Source organism: Pseudomonas sp. HY13-MNA-CIBAN-0226, from assembly GCF_040310305.1.
In the GTDB taxonomy this organism is placed as follows: domain Bacteria; phylum Pseudomonadota; class Gammaproteobacteria; order Pseudomonadales; family Pseudomonadaceae; genus Aquipseudomonas; species Aquipseudomonas gregormendelii.
In genome coordinates this window covers 122,452-142,662 of sequence record NZ_JBEOPS010000014.1, presented here as the reverse complement: position 1 = coordinate 142,662, position 20,211 = coordinate 122,452, and the positions used below count along the sequence as shown (strand labels likewise).

The window sequence follows — 20,211 nt, the reverse complement described above, 5'->3', positions numbered from 1 at the left end:
TGCCGAAATGCTGATGACTTGAGCCTGCGCAGCCCCGTGACGAGCTCCCTCGCCACAGCAACTTGACTAGCCACAGGATCGCGGATTACAGGGCGCATTCAGCCGCAAAACTGTCCACCTGGGATTTGGCGATGGTCTGCACCGGCACCTGGACCAGCTTGCCGCTGGCATCGGCCTCTACCCGCAGCAGATACCAGTCAATGACCGCATGCTGGTTCTTGCCGAAGGCAAAGTCGCCACGGATCGAGTCGAACTTGACGTTGCGCAGGGCATTGCGAAACGCCGCAGCGTCCTTCACGTTGCCATCCACCGTCTTCAAGGCAGCCCCGATCAGCCGTGCCGTGTCGTAGGTCTGGGCCGCATATACGGTCGGCACCCGGTTGTATTTCTCGGTGAATGCCTTGACGAAGGCCTGGTTGGCCGGGTTATCCGACCCCGGGTTCCACAAACTCACGATGTTCATGCCCTTGGCCACATCGCCAGTAGCGGCGAGCATGCGCTCGTCCATGGAGAAGACAGGCACCACCATCGGGATGGTTTTACCCAGGCCCGAGCTGCCGTATTGCTTGGCGAAGTTGATGCCGGCACCGCCAGGATGGAATTCGAAAATCGCATCCGGTGCCAGGGAACGTACCCGGGCCAGCTCGACCGAGAAATCCAGTTGGTTGAGCTTGGTGTAGATCTCGGTGACCTCGCCCTTGTAAGTGCGCTTGAAGCCCTCCAGCGCATCGCGCCCACCCTGGTAGTTGGGGGCGAGGATCACCATCTTCTTGTAGCCCAGGTCATTGGCCGCCACCCCGGCCATTTCATGGATGGTGTCGTTCTGGTATGAGGCGACGAAGTAGTTGGGTTTGCACTGTTTGCCGGCCAGGCTCGACGGGCCGGTGTTGTTGCTGATGTAGAAGCCGTCCTTGGTCGCGGTGTTGACCACCGCCGCCAGCACATTGGAAAAGATCACCCCGGTGTACAGCGAAATGCCGTCCAGGCTCATGCGGTCGATGATCTGCTTGGCACGCGCCGGTTGCAGTCCGTCGTCCTCGACCAGCAAGCTCACAGGCACACCGCCCAGCTTGCCGTTTTCCTGATCGATCGCCAGCTGGAAACCGTCGCGGGAGTCTTCGCCCAGGTAACCGGCGGGGGTCGAGAGGGTGGTGATAAAACCGATGCGCACCGGGTCCTGGGCCTGTGCCAGCAGACTGGCTACGCAGCTGGCTGCCAGCAATGTACCCACGAGTAGTTTTTTCATAATGCCGCCTTTAGTGAAGTCCGCATCGCGCGAGACGTAGTTGTTAGTGGAGGGCAGTAAAAATGTGCGAGTGCCTGGAGATTTGTTGTGGTTGCGGCTTCCAGTGTCAGGTGTTGCTCTCGGTAAATTTCTCGTAGTACAGGCGGGTCTGGTCCAGGCCCTGGCCGGCCAGCCATTGCTTGATGGATTCAACCATCGGCGGTGGTCCGCAGAGGTACATGTCCAGGTCTTGGTCGCGAAATTCGGCCAGGTCGAAATGCTCGGTGATGTACCCGCGCTTGCCGCTCCAGTCCGGGGCCGGATCGCTGATGACCGGGGTGAAGCGAAGGCCCGGGATGCGCTCGGCGTAGGCCGCGATGCGCGTGGTTTCGCAAAGGTCCGCCGCATTGCGCACGCCGTAGTAAAGGTGCACTGGATGCCCGCAACCGCCACGCTCGGCGATCTCGTCGAGCATGCCCAGGAACGCCGAGAGCCCGGTGCCACCGGCGACCAGCACCAGAGGCTTGTCGACATGGCGCAGGTAGAAAGCGCCAAGGGGCGCTTCGAGCATGATCTCGTCGCCGATCAGGCTGCGCTCGCGAATGTAATTGCTCATCAGCCCGTCAGGCAGCAGCCGGATCAGGAACTGCAACTGGTTGCTGCTATTGGGGCGGTTGGCGAACGAATAGGAGCGCTTGCCGTCGGTGCCCGGCACTTGCAGCCTGGCGTACTGGCCGGGCAGGAAGTCCAGTTGTTGCCCATCGGCGCCGGCATCCAGATGCAGGATCGCAGTGTTCGGCGAGACCTGCTCGACAGCCCGTACGATGCCCTTGAGCCGATCCGGTCCCGGTGCGTTGCACATGCTCGATGCGAAGTCGAAATAGAACGCTGCATCGGACTGGACCCGCGTCTGGCAGGTGAGCATCTTGCGTTGGTCCAGGTCTTGCGCCGACAGTGCTTCATCGTCGACATAGTCCTGGCTGTACTGGCCCGACTCGCAGCGCCCCTGGCAGGTGCCGCACACACCTTCCCGGCAGTCCAGCGGAATGTTGATGCCGTTGCGCAGCGCCGCATCGAGCAGGATTTCGTTGCTCTGAACCGGGAAGAACAGGGTTTTCCCGTCGGCAAAACTGAATGCGACCTTGTGACTCATGATCCAGACTTCCGCCAGTCAGAGGTGATAGAAATCGAGCACCGAATTGATGGTGTCGTTGAGCAGCAGCGCATGCTTGCGGGTGATCTTCCAGCTGTCGCCGTCGGGCCGCAGGTGGTAGGTCGCGCGTCCGAAAAACTGCTCGGCGGTTTGCAGCCGGTAGTAGAGGGTGTGCCAGTTGACCCGCACCTCCAGCTGGTCGTTGTCCAGCGGCGCGATGCGCACGTTGCTGATCAGATGCAGGGTGCGCGGCATCGGGATGGTCGATGCCGCCTTGCCGGTGCGAATGCGGAACACCCGGTCTTCGAGGCCGCCCCGGTTGGGGTAGTAGATCAGCGACATGCTTCTTTTCGGGTCGGTGGTGTAGACGTGTTCCGAGTCCCACTGCGGCAGGTGAAACTCGCTGTCGTCGCTGAACATCGACAGGTAGGTATCCCAATCCTGGGCGTCGCAGGCTTCGGCGTTGCGATAGAAAAATTGCTCGATGCGGTATTGCAGTTGCGAATTCATGTTCACACCTCACGCAGTTTCAACGGTTGCTCTTCGGCGGCCAGGCGCGCCAGGCCTTCGAGCATGAAACGCTGCCAGTTGCCATGCTGATTGACGTACAGGCCCTCGTGGGTGAACTCGGTGCCGGTCAGCGCCGGTGAGATGCCGATGGTTTCGCTGTTGGGCGTCGCGCCCTCGACCCATTTGCCAGTGCCGCGGGAGATATCGCTCCAGCGCTCCAGGCGAGCCTGGAAGCCGCGCTGCGCTTCGCGAAATTCCACCAGGTCATCGGGGGTGCCCATGCCGGAGACGTTGAAGAAGTCTTCAAACTGACGGATGCGGTTTTCCCGATCCGCATCCGACTCGCCGACTACACCGAGGCAGAAGCTGTTGATCTCGGTCTTGTTCCAGGCGATCGGGCGGATAATGCGCAGTTGCGAACTGATCTGGTCGAGGAAGAACATGCTTGGGTAGATGTTCAGGTTGCGCAGCCGGTGCATCATCCATTCGGCCTTGCCCTGGCCGTGCTCCTGGAGCAGGCGCGGCATGATCGTCGCGTAACCGGGGCGCACCGCCGGGTTGGGCATGTCGCTGAACAGCAGGCTGTGACCGTTGTGGAAAGCAAACCAGCCGTCGTCGGTTTCCTTGTCGCCCGCGCCTAGCTTGCTGTAGTCCAGGGTGTCGGCGCCGGCCAGGCCTTTCTCGCTGTTGACCTGCTGGCGGTGTTGCACGGTGGCCACGTAGTTGTAGTGCACGGTGCTGACGTGATAACCGTCCAGCCCGTTTTCATTCTGCAGTTTCCAGTTGCCGTCGTAGGTGTAGGCCGACTTGCCTGGCAGCACTTCGAGCTCACCGGTGGGCGACTGCGCGACCATCATGTCGAAGAACACCTTGGCGTCGCCGAGGAAGTCCTCAAGGCTGTCGCTGCCATCGACGTCGAGACTGATGAACACGAACCCCTTGTAGCTTTCGATACGGGCTTTTTTCAGGCCGCGGGTGGCCTTGTCGAAACCTTCCGGGTATTCACCGGGCGCCTTGACCTTGACCAGGCGACCATCGCTTTTGTAGCACCAGGCGTGGAACGGGCAGGTGAAGGTCGACTGGTTGCCCTTGCCGACACGCGTCAGGGTGGTGCCGCGGTGTTGGCAGGCGTTGATCAGTGCATTGAGCTGGCCGTCGCCGTCGCGGGTGATGATCATCGGCTGGCGCCCGGCGCGCATCGTCATGAAATCGTGTTTGTTGGCGATTTCACTTTCATGGCAGGCGTAGATCCAGTTCTTTTCGAAGATCAGCTGCATTTCCAGATCAAATAAATCCGGCTCGGTAAACATATCCCGGGCAATACGGAAAATACCCTCTGCCGGACGGAAGTCCAGGCAGCCCTCAATAAAGCTTTTCCATTGTTCCAGGCTTTTTGCACTGCTCATTAATCGATACCTCGTTGCACCGGGCTAATTCGCGCATTTAATAAGTGGTGTGTGCCTTCATTAAATAAGTTGCCTGGGCGTGGGTCTATCCGCTTAGTCGGCAAACGCAGTCCATAAAATTGGCCCGCCTGGCTGCAGCCTGCCAGGGCTCCAGCCGCGCAGGGCAAGGGATTAATGCTGGATTGCCAAAGCGAAGTAAACGGATATGACTCGTGGATTAACAGGATAGAGAGTCAATCGTTAATACGGCCTAATCATTGCCGATGCGTGTCGGGTCTTACGCCGGGTGAGCATCTTAATAATTCGACTCATGCTGACTATTTTAATAAAGAAACGACTGTCGACGATTGGGGTGATCACTTTGGTCGCGCCGCTACTTGATGTGTTCGCACATTAAAAGAGAGGGGAGAAGTTATGTTTCAAGCGAGTTGGTTTACCCGTTGCGTGCAGACGGCCAGCCTGGCCGGAATGATGACGCCGATGATGGCAATGGCGGACTTTGTCGAAGACAGCCATTTGGGCCTGGGCCTGCGAAACTTTTATATCGACCGTGACTACAAGGGCCAAAACCCAAAGAACTCGCGCATTGGCAGTTGGACCCAGGGCTTCGATTTGCGCTTCATTTCGGGCTACACCGAGGGCCCGGTGCAGTTTGGTCTGGACGCCTCCATGCAGTACGCCTACCGACTCGACGGCGGTGGCGGCAGGGGGCCTGACAGCATCATTCCGTACAGTGTCAGCAAGCAGGAGCAAGCCACCGAATATGGCCGCGGCGGCTACACGGCCAAGGTGCGCTATTCGAAAACCGAGTTGAAATTCGGCGAGCACCGGCCAACGCTGCCGGTGGCCTACATGGACGATTCGCGGCAACTGGTCACCACTTACCACGGCACCCTGATCGAGTCCAAGGAGGTGGATAAACTGACACTGACCGGTGGGCGCTTCACCGAAATCAGCGGCCGGGAATCCTCCAACAGCGAGAAAATGTACCTGTTCAACGGCCCGGACATTCAACGCCGCAGCGACGGCTTGAACTTCGGTGGTGCCAGCTATGCGTTCACTCCCGCGCTGACCGGGACCTACTTCTACGGGCAGCTGGAAGATATCTACCGCCAGCACTACCTGGGCGGAACCTATCTGGCCGACCTGGGCAGTGGTTACGGGCTCAAAACCGATGTGCGCTACTTCAACAACAAGCAAGATGGTGACGCGCTGTACGGGCGCATCGACAATCGCTCCTACGGAGCCATGACCACCTTGCGCAAAGGTGCCCACGCGTTCGGCCTGGGTTACCAGCGCATGCTCGGCGACAGTCCGTTCCCGACCCTCAATGGTTATGCCCCCCAGCCGTACCTGGTGAACTGGTCCGCCATTGCCTTCATAAAACCCAACGAGAAATCCTGGCAGGCGCGCTACGACTTCGATTTCGCTGGCGTGGGTGTGCCCGGTCTGAAGTTGATGACGCGTTATATGCGCGGCACCGACATTGATCGTGGTGCCCTGAGTGACAGCAGCGAATCGGAACGCAATATTTACCTGTCCTACGTGATCCAGGACGGGCCGTTGAAGAATCTGGGCGTGGAACTGCGCAATATCAACGTCAAGTTCCGCCACGCCAATGACTTCGACGAAAACCGCCTGATCACCACCTACACCTGGAAATTCTGGTAAGCGATCACGCCTACAGGGGGTAACACCTGCCTGTTCATCTGGGCAGGTAATACCCAATCACGCCTGCCCTTGGTGCCTGACTATCGTGCAGTCGGTGGCCAAGTGCGCTTTTTTGCTGCGTCTTTCCAGTGTTTACGGGGCGGGAAGGGTGGACAGCCGGGTGGATGTTTGCGGTCTTGAGCGGTCCCTATCCGATTTTTCGACGAATGTTATCCGCATATTTCGGGCCGGCCGCGCAGGCGGTCTGGCGGCATGAAGATTGCTCCTTCCCGCAGAGGCGTGCCGTTAGAGCGCGTTCAAAAAAACAGCCGTGGGTGCCCCGTGATGAGTACAAGTCCTGATGCACATGTTCGTGACATTCGTATCGAGCGCTATGACCTCAATGGCGCGCGGCAGTGGATGGCCGGAATCTGCGGGCCACACCTGCTCAAGACCAGTCATCCCAACCGCATTCAGTTTCATCACAGCGGCAATGTGCTCAAGTCGATGTCGACCACCCTGGGGGTGATCGAGTACGGCACCGACGTGACGGTGGGCATCGAAGACGCCGAGCACCTCAACAGCTACAGCCTCAGCCTGCCCCTGGTGGGCGAACAGCATCTACTCAAGAACGGCTGTGAGATGACCTCCGATCGCGACTGCGCAATCATCGTTTCGCCCCACGAAAACCAGGAGTTGGCGATCAACGGCGATTGCCGCAAGATTCAGGTGGTGATCACCCGCGCGGCCATGCGCAAATCCCTTGAGGACATGTTGCAGCGGCCTCTGGAAACCCCTTTGCGTTTCGAGCCGGTGATGGACGCCGTCAACGGCTCCTCCGCCTCATGGTGGCGCATGGCGCGCTATTTTATCGGCGAACTGGAGCGCAGTCGCGAGCTGTACGACCAGACGTTTTTCACTCGCGACATCGAGAGTTCGCTGATCAAGGGCCTGATCCTCGCCCAACCGAACAACTACTCCGAAGAATTGCGCGATGTGCTGGGCGTGAAGCTGCCGCACTACCTGATTCGGGCCAAGCAGTACATCCACGAGAACGCACGCGAAGCGCTGCACCTGGAAGACATCGAGGCGATTTCCGGGGTGTCGAGGTTCAAGCTGTTCGAAGGGTTCAGGAAGTACTTCGGCATGTCACCCATGGCGTATCTGAAGAAGCACCGGCTGGGTGCCGTGCGCCAGGAAATCCTCGAGGATAATTCGTCGCGCAATATCTCGGTCATCGCCATGGGGTGGGGGTTTACCCACCTGGGACGGTTCTCCATCGAGTACCGCAAGCTGTTCGATGAGACGCCGAGCACCACCTTGCAGCGTAACGAAGCTCGCCGTAGCCGGTCGCTGTGAGCATGGCTGCGCTTTCAAGTCCTGGCGCCGGGCTCGATCTGTCGAAGCTGTGTCGCACGCCGGTGTTTACCAGTCGCTCGCGCCAGGAAAGTCATCGGCTGCTCGCTCGTGAGCTGGTCGAACACGACTTGAGCTGGCGCACCGGGAATGTCGACACGGCTTTTTTTCGCGCTGAAGTAGGGCGTTGCCAATTGTTTGTCCTGCGTTATGGCGCCGAGGTTGAGGTGCGACCACGGCCCTTTACCGATTTTGTATTGATGCAGATGCCGTTGCGCGGGCGCGCCAGTATTGAGTGCGACGGGCTGGCGCTGGACCTGGAGGCCGGCCAGGTGGCCGTCCTCTCGCCCAATCACCAGGCGCGTCTGGTCTGGCACACCGGCTGTGAGCAGTTGCTGCTCAAGGTGCCGCGTTCGTTGCTGCGATTGATGCAGGAGCGGCTGGTGGACGAAGGCGGGCTGGCGCCTGATTTTGTCTTGCCTGCAGCTTATCGACTCGACACTGGCCAGGCTCGCGGGTGGCTGCGCCTGGTCGATGACTTGCTGGAACAGTTAGGGGCAAGCGACGGCGCGCCGGTGCATGCGCACTGGTTGCGCCACCTGGAAGAAAGCCTGCCGCTGTTCCTGCTGACCCACCCACCGCAAGTCGACGCGTTGCCGCCAGCGGTGGTCGAGTCGCCGGCGCAGCGTCAGGCACTGCGCCAGCTGCACAAGATCGAAGGGGTGATGCGCAGTCACCTGGGTGAAGCGCTCTCCCTGGGCGAACTGGCGGCGGCGGCTGGCATGAGCGTGCGCAGCCTCAACACCCTGTGCCAGCGCTGTTACGGGCAGACTCCGATGGAGCGGTTGCGTAATTTGCGCCTTGAATCGGTGCGCGAGCGCCTGCTGGGTGGTCGCGATCTGAGCATTACGGCTGTTGCCCTGGAGCATGGTTTTGCACATCTGGGGCGCTTTGCCCGGTATTACCGGGAGCGCTTTGGTGAGCTGCCGCATCAGACTGGCTGCGGCAAATAATCAGCCGCAGCGAACACAAATCTCGTGACCTTTACGCCGATCCCTGTAGGAGCGAGCTTGCTCGCGATGGATTTGAAGCCGCCGCGTCTATCCAGAATGAACGCGTTATCGTTTTCGTCCATCGTCCATCGTCCATCGTCGAAACGTCGCCCGGAGCAAGCTTTGCTCCTACAGGGAGCTCAACCTGCCCATTTGCCCATCAGCGTATTGGACGGCAACTGCTCATCCAGCAATTTCCTCGCCGTCTCAACCCCCGCCACCGGCAAACCTGCTGGGTCAAGTAGCCCGATCTGCACCAGCACACTGGCCTGGTCCCAGTAAATATGCTCGTGACACAGCTTGTCGCCGCGGAACTTGATGACCCCCAGCATGGGAATCTCAACGTATTTATCTGTCGGCGCAACATTGGGGAGCATCCAGTCGATTTCACTGGTGTGGGTAAAACACATCACAAACTCGTCGACAATCTGCGAAGCGCCTACCGTGCGCGAGATCGGTATCAGCTTCATATCTGGCGGGTTGGCATGCACAAAATGGTTTTGGTAGAACCGGCTCAGTTCGCGATAACCCACGCCACCGGTCATGGTCGGAATGTGATTGACGTAGGGCTCGGCAACCATTGTTGCCATGGTCGCCGGAACATCGCGGACCGCAAATTCGAACTCGATGTGTTTGTCCCATAGCTGCGACAAATTGTAATTCGGACCGATGGCTTGCTTCAGTGCGGCGATGCTGCGTTGATGGGCCATCAGCGCCGCTGGCTTGTTGTAGTGCATGCCACCGTTGCGAGCGAAGGCGTGGTCGACGTCGGGGTAGGTATAGATCTCGACGTTGTTGTGGCCGCCCAGGCGCTGGCTGATCAGAGTGCGGGCGTCGGCGTCGCAGTAGCTGTCCTGTTCGGCAAAGTGCAGCACCAGGCGACCCTTGATGTTGTCGGCTTCGTCGAGCATCTGCTCAATGCCCATGCCGTAGTACCCCACGCAGCAAGCGGCAGCGGTGCGTGTCGCGGTCAGATACGCCAGTTTGCCGCCCATGCAGAACCCTACGTAGCCCAAACCGCTGGCCTCGACTTCGGGCATGGCGCGCAAGGCGTTGAAGGTGGCGTCGATGTCGGCCACGGCCTTGTCTACATCCAGACCCTGGAACAGCTCGATCGCCCGGGCGAAATCGGCTTCGGTGTAGCCCAGTTCAACGCCCGGTTCCAGGCGCCAGAACAAGTCCGGGACCAAGGCGACGTAACCTTCCTCGGCGTAAAAATCGGCGACTTCGCGCATGTTGGCGTTGATGCCAAAAATCTCCTGGCCGATCACTACCCCAGGGCCTTTGCCACTGGAAGGTAGTGCCAGGTAAGCGGCGAAACTGCCGCTGCCGTCGCCGGCGTTCACACTGATCATCTTGCCCATGTTGTTGCCTCGCTCATCATCAGGTTTTTTAGGAATGCTGTTCAGGCGGGATCACGCAAGCGCTCAAACCACGTGCGCGGCGAGAGACCTTGGTCAGGACCGAGAATGGAGAAGCCGCCATCTACCGGAATGTCCACACCGGTAATCCATGACGCGCCGTGGCTGCACAAAAAAGCCACCACCTGGCCGATTTCCTCGCCGCGCCCCACTCGGCCCAGCGGGTGAAAGTGAGCGCCAACCCGGTCGGCCACCGCGAGGTCGCCACCACTCATGTTTGCCAACGAGGGCGACCAGGTCCATGCCGGGGAGACGCTGATCACCCGAATCGACGCCGGTGCCAGGCTTACGGCCAGGTTGCGGGTCAGTTGCAGCAGCCCCGCCTTGGACGCCGGGTACAGCGCTCGCCCGGCCACGCCGAACTTGCCGCCGGTGCTGCCGATGTTGATGACGGTGCCGCCTTCAGCCATGTGCGGCGCGGCTTTCTGCACAAAGATCGCTGCGGACACCAGGTTGATGTTGAGGGTGTGCAGCCACTGCGCCCGATCCGACAGCAAGCCCTGGTCGTCGTAGACGCAGGCGTTGTTGACGAGGATGTCGAGGCGTCCGAAAGCGGCCAGGGTCTGGTCGAGACAGTCATCGATGTCCTCATCCAGCTCGACATTGCACGCGACGAAATGACAGCGCGCACCCAGTTCGCTGGCGAGTGCCGTGCCCACTTTGTGGTTGCGCCCGACCAGCATGACGCTGGCGCCGGCCTGTAAAAATTGCCGGGCAATGTCGGTGCCCAGGCCCTGGGTACTGCCGGTGACAATCGCCACCTGACCTTGCAGGTTGGCTGCAGGAGCGGTTTTCATGGCATTGACTCCAGGGTGCTTGCAACATCGGTGACGGTGGCGATCAGGCGCATGCTGTCCAGTGCTGCCAGATGGGTAGCGGGGTGCGCGGCGGCGCAGGCGTCGGATAAAACCGTGACCTCGAAACCACAATCGACCGCGTGCCGGACCGTGCTCTCGACCACCGAGTGGGTGGCGACGCCCGCGATCAGCAACTGCCGCGCGTCGAGTTGGCGCAGCAGCGTATCCAGCGGCGTGCCATAAAACGCGTTGATGCGGGTATGGGTGACGATAAATTCGTCCGGGCCTGGCAGTGGTTGCAAGGCTTCATGGAACTGCGCGCCCCAGCTGCCGTCCTGCACGGCACCACTGGCCGCCACCGCGCGCAGGATCGGCGCGTTCTGCACCAGGTCGGCATAGTCGGGGCGATACGCCACGCGTACGTGGATGATCGGCCAGCCGCGTGCACGAGCGCCTTGTTGCAGCCTGATGGCGGCATCAAGCAGCGCATCGCGTGCCGGATCGTGCGCCGCAAGCCCCACGCGGATAAGTCCGTCGGGGTGCAGGACGTCGTTCTGGTAGTGCAGGGCAATGACGGTTGGGCGCGCCATCAGACGAACACCTCCAGGTTGGCGAACACGTCGTTGCAGTTGATCAGGTCAACGCGCTTGAGCTGGATCTTCCAGTCGCCGTTGTCCTGGCTCGCCAGTTTGTAGGTATAGCGTCCCGCCAACTGGCGCTGGTCGAGGCGCCACTCGCTGACCTGGAACGTCGCGCTCACCACGAGCAGGCCCTGACTGTCGAGCCCATCGATCATCACGTTGCCCACCAGATGCGCGGTGCGGGTCGGCGGCTGTTGCGACCAGTTACGCACGTTCTCCACACGGCGGATGCGTACCTCGCGGAGCATGCGGTTTTCCCAGAACAGCGAAATGTGCTCGAAGGGATCGACCTGACCGTGTTTTTGCGGCACCCAATACATGCCCGAGTCGTTAAACAGCTGGTCCCATTCCCAGAACCGGCGCTCATCCAGCAGGCGTGCTTCGCGGTACAGAAACTGCTCGATGTCGCGCAGGGTTTCGCTGGGTACGTGCGCCGGAATCTGGCTGTGAGTCGAGACATCGAAAGTGCGATCAAGCAGCATGGGTGCTCTCCTTGGCAATCAGGGTGGCGGTCATGTAGTGCTTCCAGGCCGCAAATTGGTTACGCATGGGCAATTCGCTGGTGCCATTGGTCGAGACCGCGCCGTCGGGCAGTAACCGATCGGTGCCGACATAGCGATGCATGCTGATCCACTCTCCGCCGCGGGTCATGTTGCCTTCCTGGCAGCGCGCATAGACCTCCACGTCGTCGGGCATGACGTTGGAAGAGGGCGAGTTGATGACATTGGCGTAGGTCAACGCCCGGTCAAATACCGCGTCCGGTGCGCCTTTGCAGCGGAACGTCTGGATCTCCACCAGCGTGCGATCGACGGCCATCGGCCGGATCACCCGAAACTGCATGAACACCGTGTGGGGCGAGCCGCTGCCGTAGATCACGGTGTTGTGCCGGTTCATCCCCAGAATGCCCCGGGCGCGCTCCTCACCGTAAGCTGCGCTCAGGCACTCGAAGTGGGACTTGGACACCTCGTCGCGCTCGGCTGCGGCCGGATCGAAGATCGCTTCCATGTAGCCGTGGCCATTGTGGTAGGCGCGCAGCTCGAGTTTTTCCCAGAAATCGTAAGGCTCGCCGTTGCCGTCCATGATCAGCAGTTCGAAAGGCATTTCGCCCAGGGTTTCGGCTTCGCTGCGGGCCGCATCCACGGAAGATTCATGGGTGACGCGAGCGTGCATGGTGTCGTGCAGATTTTCGTAGAACACCTTCCAGTTGGAACGCTGCATGACCCGAAAAATACCGCCGGCCACTTCGACTTCACCCACTGGGGAGCGGTCGCACAGGTTGTCAATGGAGGTAATCACGCCACCGAGGAATCCCTTCAAGTCCGGGCCATGATCGATCTGGCTGGCAAAAACGAAACCGCGATAACTGTCGACCCGCGCCAGGCTGACCATGGAAAAATCCGCGTGCTGCGGATTGAAACAGGTACCTTCGAAGGCATTTTTCAGCGGTGCCGACAGGTGCTGGCCGTCGAGTTTGAAGGTCCAGGCGTGGTAAGGGCAGCGGAAGAACTTGCCTACGTTACCGTCGCCCTCGGCTACCAGCTTGGCGCCTTTGTGCGGGCAGCGGTTGTACAGGACGTTGACGCTCTTGTCGGCGCCGCGTACCAGGATCACGTCCTGATCTCCCACCCGGGTGGTATGATAGTCGCCGACGTTTTTCACCTGGCTCTCATGGCCAACGTAGATCCACGCCTGGCCGTAAATGCGCTGCATCTCCAGGTCAAACAGCTGAGGGTCGGTGTAGACGCTCTTGTGCACGCTGTCGTCGCGTACCAGGGCCGCGATTTGTTCATTGGAGGGAATCATGGTGTCTCCTTTCTAGCCGTCATGAAGGGGTGGGCGCCTTGGCGCAACGCACTTACAAATCGAGAACCAGTCGAGCGCTGGACGCTCGCGATACACAGGTACAGAAGCTGCCCCCGGCCCGTTCGCGCTCTGACAGGCAGATGTCGCGATGGTCGGCGACGCCGTCGATAACCTGGGCCACGCACACTCCGCAGTCACCACGACGGCAATCGAACATCGGGTCCAGGTCGGCGGCGATCATGGCCTCCAGCACGCTTTGCCCTGCGGGGACTTGCAGCGTCACACCACTGCTGCGCAGCTCCACTTCAAAAGCTTCAGGGCTCTGAGTGTCGAGGCTGCCGATGAACAATTCGCTGTGCAGTTGATGCTCGTCCCAACCCAGCTCGCGAGCCGTTTGCAGCACGGCGGTGATCAGCGACTTGGGACCACAGACGTACAGGTGGCGCCCGGGGGCGTGGGATTTCAGGAGGTGGGTCAGGGGCAGGCGTCGGGCCGGGTCACCGCCGCTGATCCAGCAATGGGCGGACTCGAGCGCCTGGACTTCCTGCAGGTACGCCATACGACTGGCGTCCCGACCGGCATAGTGCAAGGTGAAAGGCTGCTGACTGGCAGCGAGTGCGCGGGCCATGCCGAGCATCGGCGTGATGCCGATGCCGCCCGCGATCAGTAGGTAATCACTGGCGTCGGCTACTAACGGAAAATGATTGTTCGGCGCCCGTATGAGCAACTGCTGCCCGACCTGCACCCCGTGCATCCAGCGCGAGCCGCCGCTGCTTTGGTCTTCCAGCTGCACGGCGATTTCGTAGTGCGGGTTACCCGGCAGGCTGACCAGTGAGTACGCGCGCCACATGGCCTTGCTGCCCGGTATCTGCACTTCGATATGCGCGCCCGGGGTGAATTCGGGCAAAGGTTGGTTGGCATCGGCGACCAGGATCAGGCGCCGGATATGGGGCGTGAGCGGGTCGATCCGTTCGATACGCAAAGGCAGGCTGGACATGCACGATTCCTGAACGGGGCGAGGGTGGGTCGCCGTTGAAGTCGTACTTACTGTAGGGATGCAGGCGGGGGCAAAAAAGCCGATAACGGCAAGTTGACAGCCGCATTTTGCGAGGTTGCGGGAGCAGGCTTTTATTACCTGTGGGAGCAGGCCTGGAATCCTGTGGAAGCAGGCTTGAAATACCTGTGGGAGCAAAGCTTGCTCGCGATGGCGGCTTCAGGTGTACATATCCATTTCTAAGGTCACGGCTTCTATCGGTTCCGCTCTTACAGCGGGTTACTTCGAAAAGGCTGCGCGCCCCGTTCGTCCACCAACGGGCACTTGCAACGATGTGCTCTCTCTCATATACAAGCGCGGAATTCCCGCGCATTGCGAACGGAGAGCCAACATGGAAATCGACGAGAATGCCCCAGGCAATATTTCCCAGAAGGGCGTGTCGGGCGGCACTGACAACGAGACAGGCCATGATCCTAAAAGAAGTGGAACCGAGGTCCCGCTTCCAGCTGACGATGAGGCGTCTGTCGACGAAGAAATGACCGACGTGGATGCCGCCAATTCGGTGTCCAGCGAGCACCCCAACCCTTGATGGGCAGTCCGCCCAAAACGCCCGACCCAGTGTCGTAATGCTGTTGTAGGAGCGAGCTTGCTCGCGAAAAACGTATAGACGCCGCGTACACACAGGCTTCGCGCGTTATCGTTGACGGTTTTCGCGAGCCACCTCGCTCCTACAAAGGTCAGTCGCTGTACCGGGCTTTTGTTTCATCAGCGGAATCACCTATGCGCAATTCCTGAAGCAGCCTACTCAACAGTACACGTCCACACATGATTCATCCGATAAGGCGCCCGGGTAAACCTCACATCCGATACCAGAACGATCCCGCGCTGCTGCAGCGCGGCGGTCAGTTGTACGAGTGTCTCTGCTTTAATAGTCATCGCTGGCTCCTGGTCAGAAATTACTGCGTTACGTAATTCTTGACCGAACGGTCAACCAGACAATTCCATTTTTTTATCCCTCGATCCCCTACCGAAGCACTCAATCAACAACCACAAGTAAAAATCGTAGCGCTGCGATTATTTCTGGAATATGCTTTCAGTCCTAATTTGCAGCGCTGCGATTTTGCTTTCAAGCACCGCCAGCAGCGCCGCCACCCCATCTGAAACCGGAGGCACGCCATGTCCGACGTACACTCAACCCAGACCTTTGCCAGCCGCTTGAACGGCCCCAGCGCTCCCATTGGCACCTGGCTGATGTCCGGGTCTGCAAGCACCGCCGAAGCCCTGGGTTACGCCGGTTTTGACTGGCTATTGGTCGACATGGAACACGTGCCCATCGAATTTCGCGATCTGTGGCAAATCCTCCAGGCCATCCACTGCGGGGGCGCCCAGCCGATTGTGCGGGTTGCTGCCAATGACCCGGTGCTGCTCAAGCGAGCACTGGACCTGGGTTCGTTCAACGTCATGGTGCCGTTCGTGGAGAACGCCGAGCAGGCGCAGGCGGCCGTCAACGCGGTGAAGTATCCCCCGTTGGGCAACCGCGGTTTTGCCGCCGTGCACCGTGCCAGCCGCTATGGCACCTGGGCCAACTACGGCAAGGAAGCCAACGACGCAGTGACTTGCATCCTGCAGATCGAAACGCCAACCGCGCTGGCGAACCTTGAAGAAATTGCCGCGATTGCCGGGGTCGATGCGCTGTTCCTTGGCCCGGGCGATCTGTCCGCAGCATGCGGTCACATCGGTAATCCGGGGCATCCAGAGGTTCAGGCAATGATCAGCGATGCGATTGTGCGCGCCAGCCGTATCGGCATGCCGATGGGGATAGTCGGCGGCACGCCTGAACTGGTTCAAAGTTATCTGGAGCAGGGGTATGCCTTCGCCGCAGTGGCTTCCGACCTGGCGATGATGATGAAGAAGGCCAACGAGTTCCTCACGGTCCTGAAGGCTCATCAGGCGCCCGTTGCGGTCACCACGCCGTATTGATTGACCTCAAGCCGGGCGGCTTCAGGAACCGGTGAAAATCACTCGCAGTCTGGCCCTCAGGAGTACTCATGGCAGTTGCAAATTCCCCGACCTGTCGGCCCCCTGGCCTGTTCGAGACAGCCTGTAAATGATGAGCGTCTGGTCACATGTGGGGTTTCTGCTCTGTGTGGCGCTGGCCACGTTTGCGCAGAACACCACGGGTTTTGCCTTCGGCCTGTTGCTGTTGGGGCTGACCGGATTGTTGCAGCTGGCGCCGGTAGAAACCGTCGCCAATGTCAGCTCGATCCTGACGTTGATCAACGCCTTTGTGTTGCTGCGCCGTCGCCCGGCCCTGGCGCCGAAGCTGCTGGCGCTAATCCTCGGGTGCAGCCTGCTCGGCGTGGTTGCAGGGGTTGAATTGCTGGGCTTGTTGGGGGCGCATGAGCGGGATCTGCTGCAGTTGGCGCTGGGGGTGACCATCGTGCTGTGCAGCTTCCTGCTGGTGGTTCAGTCGCGCCACCTCGAGCGACTTTCCGGATGGCTCAGTTTCAGCGGGTTCGCCGGGTTGTCCGGGATCATGGGCGGATTGTTCTCCAGCGCTGGTCCGCCCCTGGTCTATCAGCTGTATCGCCAGCCGCTGGCAGCGCACGTGGTGCGCGACACCCTGATCGTGGTGTTCGCGCTGAACGCCTTGTTGCGATTGGGCCTGCAGTCTTACGCCGGGCGCCTTGAGGCGAGTGCGGGTTACCTGGCTCTGGAAGCGGCGCCCGTGGTGTTCGCCCTGACCTGGTACATGCGCCGCCGGCCACCCGCGATCAAGGCACGAACGCTGCGCATCGGCGTCTTCGTCCTGTTGCTGTTGGCAGGGGTGAGCCTGGTCATGCGGCCGTTGCTGTCCATCCACTTTTGAACAATCACCGACACCGTCGAGACCCATCTGGGAGACGGCCTTTTAGAGTCAAGCGGAAGCCATTTCATGTCAGATAAACACAAAAAACTGGAAGAGCTACGCAGCCAGCGCTGGTTCGCTCCGGACACCATCCGCGCCTTTGCCCATCGCCAGCGCATGCAGCAGATCGGGCTGCGACGCGAGGAGTTCATGGGCAAGCCGGTGGTCGCCATCCTCAACACCTGGAGCGAGTTGTCACCCTGTCATTCGCACCTGCGCGAACGTGCCGAAGCGGTCAAGCGCGGTGTTTGGGCGGCAGGCGGATTTCCGGTGGAGCTGCCGGTGCAGTCGGTGGGCGAGGTGATGGTCAAGCCGACCACCATGTTGTATCGCAACCTGTTGGCCATGGAAACCGAAGAGCTGCTGCGCTCCCTGCCCATCGATGGTGCGGTGCTGCTAGGTGGCTGTGACAAGTCCACGCCCGGCTTGTTGATGGGTGCCCTGAGTATGGACCTGCCGATTCTCTATTGCCCTGCCGGGCCAATGTCAAACGGCCAATGGCGTGGAGTGAAGACCGGCGCGGGTACCCATACGAAGAAGTTCTGGGACGAGCGGCGCCTGGGGTTGATCGATACGGTGGCCTGGGAAGAACTGGAAGGGGCCATGACCCGCTCGATCGGCACCTGCAACACCGTGGGCACCGCGTCGACCATGACCAGCATCGCCGATGCCATCGGCTTCACCCTGCCGGGCGCGTCGAGCATTCCGGCGGCTGATGCGGGGCATCCGCGCATGGCTTCGCAGTGTGGCGAGACCATTGTCGATTTGATCTGGCGCGACCGTCGGCCTTCCACCTGGCTGACCCCTGCGCACTTCGCCAATGGCGTGGCGGTTTACATGGCCATGGGTGGCTCGACCAATGCGGCCATTCACCTGATTGCCATCGCCCGTCGTGCCGGGATCGACCTGACGCTGGAGCAATTAGCCGAGACTGCGGCCAAAATCCCCGTGCTGCTGAATCTGTTCCCGTCCGGCAATGCACTGATGGAGGACTACCACTTCGCCGGCGGCCTGCGGGCACTGATGCGCGAGATCACGCCGTTCCTGGCGCTCGATTGCGCCGGGGCCACCGGGCAAACGTGGGACGCGTTGCTGGCCGATGCCAAGTGCTACGACAACGATATTATCCGCAGCCTCGATAACCCGGTGGTGGGCCTTGACCAAGGCGCCACGCTGGCACTGCTGCGCGGCAACCTGTGCCCCGATGGCGCGGTGATGAAGTCTTCTGCCGCCAGCCCTGCATTGCGCAAGCATTCCGGGCCGGCGCTGGTGTTCGACGACCATGAAACCCTGAGCCGAATGATCGACGATCCGGGGCTGCAAATCACCGCAGACACCGTGCTGGTGCTGCGCAATGCCGGGCCCGTCGGCGCGCCAGGCATGCCCGAGTGGGGCAATCTGCCAATCCCGAAAAAGCTGCTGGAAGCCGGGGTGCGCGACATGCTGCGCATTTCCGACTCACGCATGAGCGGCACTCACTACGGCAGCTGTGTGCTGCACGTCGCGCCGGAAGCGGCGGTGGGTGGGCCGCTGTGCCTGGTGCGCAGCGGCGACATTATCGACCTGGATATCGACGCCGGCACCCTGAACATGCGCGTCAGCGACGAAGAGCTGGCTCGCCGGCGTGCTGCGCACGTGCCGGTTCATCGCCAGTACGGCCGCTCTTTCGCGGCGCTGTATCAGCAGCACGTGACCCAGGCCAACGAAGGCTGCGACTTCGATTTCCTGCAAGCGGGGGAAGTCGTACCCGAGCCACCTATTCATTGATCCGACTTTTTCCGATCTGCACAGGAGTTCGAACCTCATGCTCAACCTCAAGGATTCTTCGCTGTTCAAACAGTTGGCTTATATCGACGGGCAATGGGTCGGTGCCGACAGCGGTGCGACTTTCGATGTCACCAACCCGGCCACTGGCGAGTTGATCGCCAGGGTGCCGCAAATGGGTGAGGCCGAAGCCGAGCGGGCCGTGATTGCTGCACACAAGGCATTCAAGCAGTGGAAGCGCAAGACCGCCAAGGAGCGCTCCGAGTTGCTGCAGGCCTGGTACAGCCTGATGCAGGACAACCTCGATGACCTCGCGCTGATCCTCACTGCCGAGCAGGGCAAGCCATTGGCCGAAGCCCGCGGCGAACTGGCCAACGGCACTTCGTTCGTGCAGTGGTTCGCCGAGGAAGCCAAGCGGGTCTACGGCGACACCGTCCCGCAGCCGTCGGCGGACAAGCGCATTCTGGTCACCAAGGAACCTATCGGCGTGACGGCAGCTATCACGCCGTGGAATTTCCCCCACGCGATGATCACCCGCAAGGTCGCGCCGGCGCTGGCCGCCGGTTGTGCCATGGTTCTGCGCCCGGCCAGCCAGACGCCGTTGTCGGCCCTGGCGCTCGCGGCGCTGGCGGAGCGTGCAGGTATTCCGGCCGGGGTATTCAGCGTCGTGACCGGTAGCGCGACTCAGATTGGCAGCGTGCTGACGCGGCATCCATTGGTGCGCAAATTCAGCTTTACCGGTTCGACTCCGGTGGGTCGCCTGTTGATCGGGCAATGCGCCGACACGGTGAAGAAAGTCTCCATGGAGTTGGGTGGCAATGCGCCGTTCATTGTGTTCGATGATGCCGATCTGGACGAGGCCGTCGAGGGCGCAATGCTGTCCAAGTTCCGTAATGCCGGGCAGACCTGCGTGTGCGCCAACCGAATCTACGTACAGGACAGCGTCTACGATCAATTCGCCGAAAAACTCGCCGCCGGCGCGCAAAAACTGGTATTGGGCAATGGCATGGAGCAGGGCGTCACCCAAGGACCGATGATCGACGAGGCCGCCGTGCGCAAGGTCGAAGAGCACATCGGCGATGCCTTGGAAAAAGGCGCCCGTTTGGTCACCGGCGGGCAGCGTGCGGCGTTGGGTGGCAGCTTCTTCGAACCCACCGTACTGACCGGTGTTACCGCTGCCATGAAGGTCGCCCAGGAAGAGACATTTGGGCCGTTGGCGCCGTTGTTCCGCTTCAGCACCGAAGAAGAGGTCATCGAGCGGGCCAACGACACCGAGTTTGGCTTGGCCAGCTACTTCTACACCCGCGACATCGGGCGGGTGATGCGCGTCAGTGAAGAGCTGGAGTACGGCATGGTCGGCGTCAACACGGCGGCCATCGCCAATGAGATGGCGCCGTTCGGTGGGGTCAAACAGTCCGGCCTGGGCCGCGAAGGATCGCGCTACGGCATCGAGGACTACCTGGAAATCAAATACGTGTGCCTGGGTGGCGTCAATCGCTGACAGCGCCAGGCTGCAAGCGATGCGGGCGGC

General features: G+C 60.7%; 18 protein-coding genes. 8 read left to right on the top strand and 10 right to left on the bottom strand.

What is annotated here, in order from left to right; all coding sequences use genetic code 11:
- Positions 1 to 85 precede the first annotated feature (85 nt).
- The 4 genes from AAEZ05_RS17005 to antA all read right to left on the bottom strand — a co-directional run bounded on the left by AAEZ05_RS17005 (position 86) and on the right by antA (position 4,294).
- A complete protein-coding gene (locus tag AAEZ05_RS17005) occupies positions 86 to 1,246 on the bottom strand; it encodes an ABC transporter substrate-binding protein (protein ID WP_350648173.1) in 1,161 nt (386 codons plus the stop codon).
- A gap of 106 nt (positions 1,247 to 1,352) precedes the next feature.
- Positions 1,353 to 2,378 (bottom strand): anthranilate 1,2-dioxygenase electron transfer component AntC, encoded by a 1,026-nt coding sequence (gene antC / locus AAEZ05_RS17000; protein WP_350648171.1) that lies wholly within the window; start codon positions 2,376 to 2,378, stop codon positions 1,353 to 1,355.
- Positions 2,379 to 2,396: 18 nt separating this feature from the next.
- On the bottom strand, positions 2,397 to 2,888 hold the full coding sequence (antB, locus tag AAEZ05_RS16995) for an anthranilate 1,2-dioxygenase small subunit (protein ID WP_122838402.1): 492 nt from the start codon (positions 2,886 to 2,888) through the stop codon (positions 2,397 to 2,399).
- Positions 2,889 to 2,890: 2 nt separating this feature from the next.
- A complete protein-coding gene (gene antA, locus AAEZ05_RS16990) occupies positions 2,891 to 4,294 on the bottom strand; it encodes an anthranilate 1,2-dioxygenase large subunit (RefSeq protein ID WP_240889874.1) in 1,404 nt (467 codons plus the stop codon).
- Between the two features lie 414 nt (positions 4,295 to 4,708).
- Here antA and AAEZ05_RS16985 point away from each other — a divergent pair, with 414 nt between their 5' ends.
- The 3 genes from AAEZ05_RS16985 (at position 4,709) to AAEZ05_RS16975 (ending at position 8,313) form a co-directional block, all read left to right on the top strand.
- Positions 4,709 to 5,965: an OprD family porin gene (locus AAEZ05_RS16985; protein ID WP_350648168.1), complete on the top strand. Its 1,257-nt coding sequence runs from the start codon at positions 4,709 to 4,711 to the stop codon at positions 5,963 to 5,965.
- Between the two features lie 324 nt (positions 5,966 to 6,289).
- Positions 6,290 to 7,303: an AraC family transcriptional regulator gene (locus AAEZ05_RS16980; protein WP_350648166.1), complete on the top strand. Its 1,014-nt coding sequence runs from the start codon at positions 6,290 to 6,292 to the stop codon at positions 7,301 to 7,303.
- Positions 7,304 to 7,305: 2 nt separating this feature from the next.
- On the top strand, positions 7,306 to 8,313 hold the full coding sequence (locus tag AAEZ05_RS16975) for an AraC family transcriptional regulator (protein WP_350648164.1): 1,008 nt from the start codon (positions 7,306 to 7,308) through the stop codon (positions 8,311 to 8,313).
- A 179-nt stretch (positions 8,314 to 8,492) separates the two neighbouring features.
- Here AAEZ05_RS16975 and AAEZ05_RS16970 read toward each other — a convergent pair whose 3' ends face one another.
- Genes AAEZ05_RS16970 through AAEZ05_RS16945 form a run of 6 tightly spaced genes read right to left on the bottom strand, consistent with a single transcriptional unit; the run spans position 8,493 to position 14,011 of the window.
- Positions 8,493 to 9,716, bottom strand: a complete 1,224-nt coding sequence (locus tag AAEZ05_RS16970; protein ID WP_350648162.1) for a dienelactone hydrolase family protein — start codon at positions 9,714 to 9,716, stop codon at positions 8,493 to 8,495.
- Positions 9,717 to 9,757: 41 nt separating this feature from the next.
- Positions 9,758 to 10,570: an SDR family oxidoreductase gene (locus tag AAEZ05_RS16965; protein ID WP_350648160.1), complete on the bottom strand. Its 813-nt coding sequence runs from the start codon at positions 10,568 to 10,570 to the stop codon at positions 9,758 to 9,760.
- Positions 10,567 to 11,160, bottom strand: a complete 594-nt coding sequence (locus AAEZ05_RS16960; protein WP_350648158.1) for a cysteine hydrolase family protein — start codon at positions 11,158 to 11,160, stop codon at positions 10,567 to 10,569. Before AAEZ05_RS16960 ends, AAEZ05_RS16965 begins: the two co-directional genes overlap by 4 nt.
- Positions 11,160 to 11,693 carry an aromatic-ring-hydroxylating dioxygenase subunit beta gene (locus tag AAEZ05_RS16955; protein ID WP_350648156.1) on the bottom strand — a complete coding sequence of 178 codons (534 nt, stop codon included), beginning with the start codon at positions 11,691 to 11,693 and terminating at the stop codon, positions 11,160 to 11,162. Before AAEZ05_RS16955 ends, AAEZ05_RS16960 begins: the two co-directional genes overlap by 1 nt.
- On the bottom strand, positions 11,683 to 13,014 hold the full coding sequence (locus AAEZ05_RS16950; protein WP_350648154.1) for an aromatic ring-hydroxylating dioxygenase subunit alpha: 1,332 nt from the start codon (positions 13,012 to 13,014) through the stop codon (positions 11,683 to 11,685). The genes AAEZ05_RS16955 and AAEZ05_RS16950 overlap by 11 nt, the downstream gene beginning before the upstream one ends.
- 52 nt (positions 13,015 to 13,066) lie before the next feature.
- Entirely contained in the window at positions 13,067 to 14,011 is a 945-nt protein-coding gene (locus AAEZ05_RS16945; protein WP_350648152.1) for a PDR/VanB family oxidoreductase, read from the bottom strand.
- 388 nt (positions 14,012 to 14,399) lie between these two features.
- Here AAEZ05_RS16945 and AAEZ05_RS16940 point away from each other — a divergent pair, with 388 nt between their 5' ends.
- The 5 genes from AAEZ05_RS16940 to AAEZ05_RS16920 all read left to right on the top strand — a co-directional run bounded on the left by AAEZ05_RS16940 (position 14,400) and on the right by AAEZ05_RS16920 (position 20,181).
- A complete protein-coding gene (locus AAEZ05_RS16940) occupies positions 14,400 to 14,597 on the top strand; it encodes a hypothetical protein (protein ID WP_045060483.1) in 198 nt (65 codons plus the stop codon).
- Between the two features lie 587 nt (positions 14,598 to 15,184).
- Positions 15,185 to 15,988, top strand: coding sequence for an HpcH/HpaI aldolase family protein (locus AAEZ05_RS16935; RefSeq protein ID WP_045060484.1), 804 nt, complete (start codon positions 15,185 to 15,187; stop codon positions 15,986 to 15,988).
- 130 nt (positions 15,989 to 16,118) lie between these two features.
- Positions 16,119 to 16,877: a sulfite exporter TauE/SafE family protein gene (locus AAEZ05_RS16930; protein ID WP_045060506.1), complete on the top strand. Its 759-nt coding sequence runs from the start codon at positions 16,119 to 16,121 to the stop codon at positions 16,875 to 16,877.
- 66 nt (positions 16,878 to 16,943) lie between these two features.
- Entirely contained in the window at positions 16,944 to 18,683 is a 1,740-nt protein-coding gene (locus tag AAEZ05_RS16925; RefSeq protein WP_045060485.1) for a 6-deoxy-6-sulfo-D-gluconate dehydratase, read from the top strand.
- A gap of 37 nt (positions 18,684 to 18,720) precedes the next feature.
- The gene (locus tag AAEZ05_RS16920; RefSeq protein ID WP_350598300.1) at positions 18,721 to 20,181 is read left to right on the top strand and encodes a 3-sulfolactaldehyde dehydrogenase; all 1,461 of its coding nucleotides are present in this window, start codon (positions 18,721 to 18,723) and stop codon (positions 20,179 to 20,181) included.
- Positions 20,182 to 20,211: the final 30 nt, after the last annotated feature.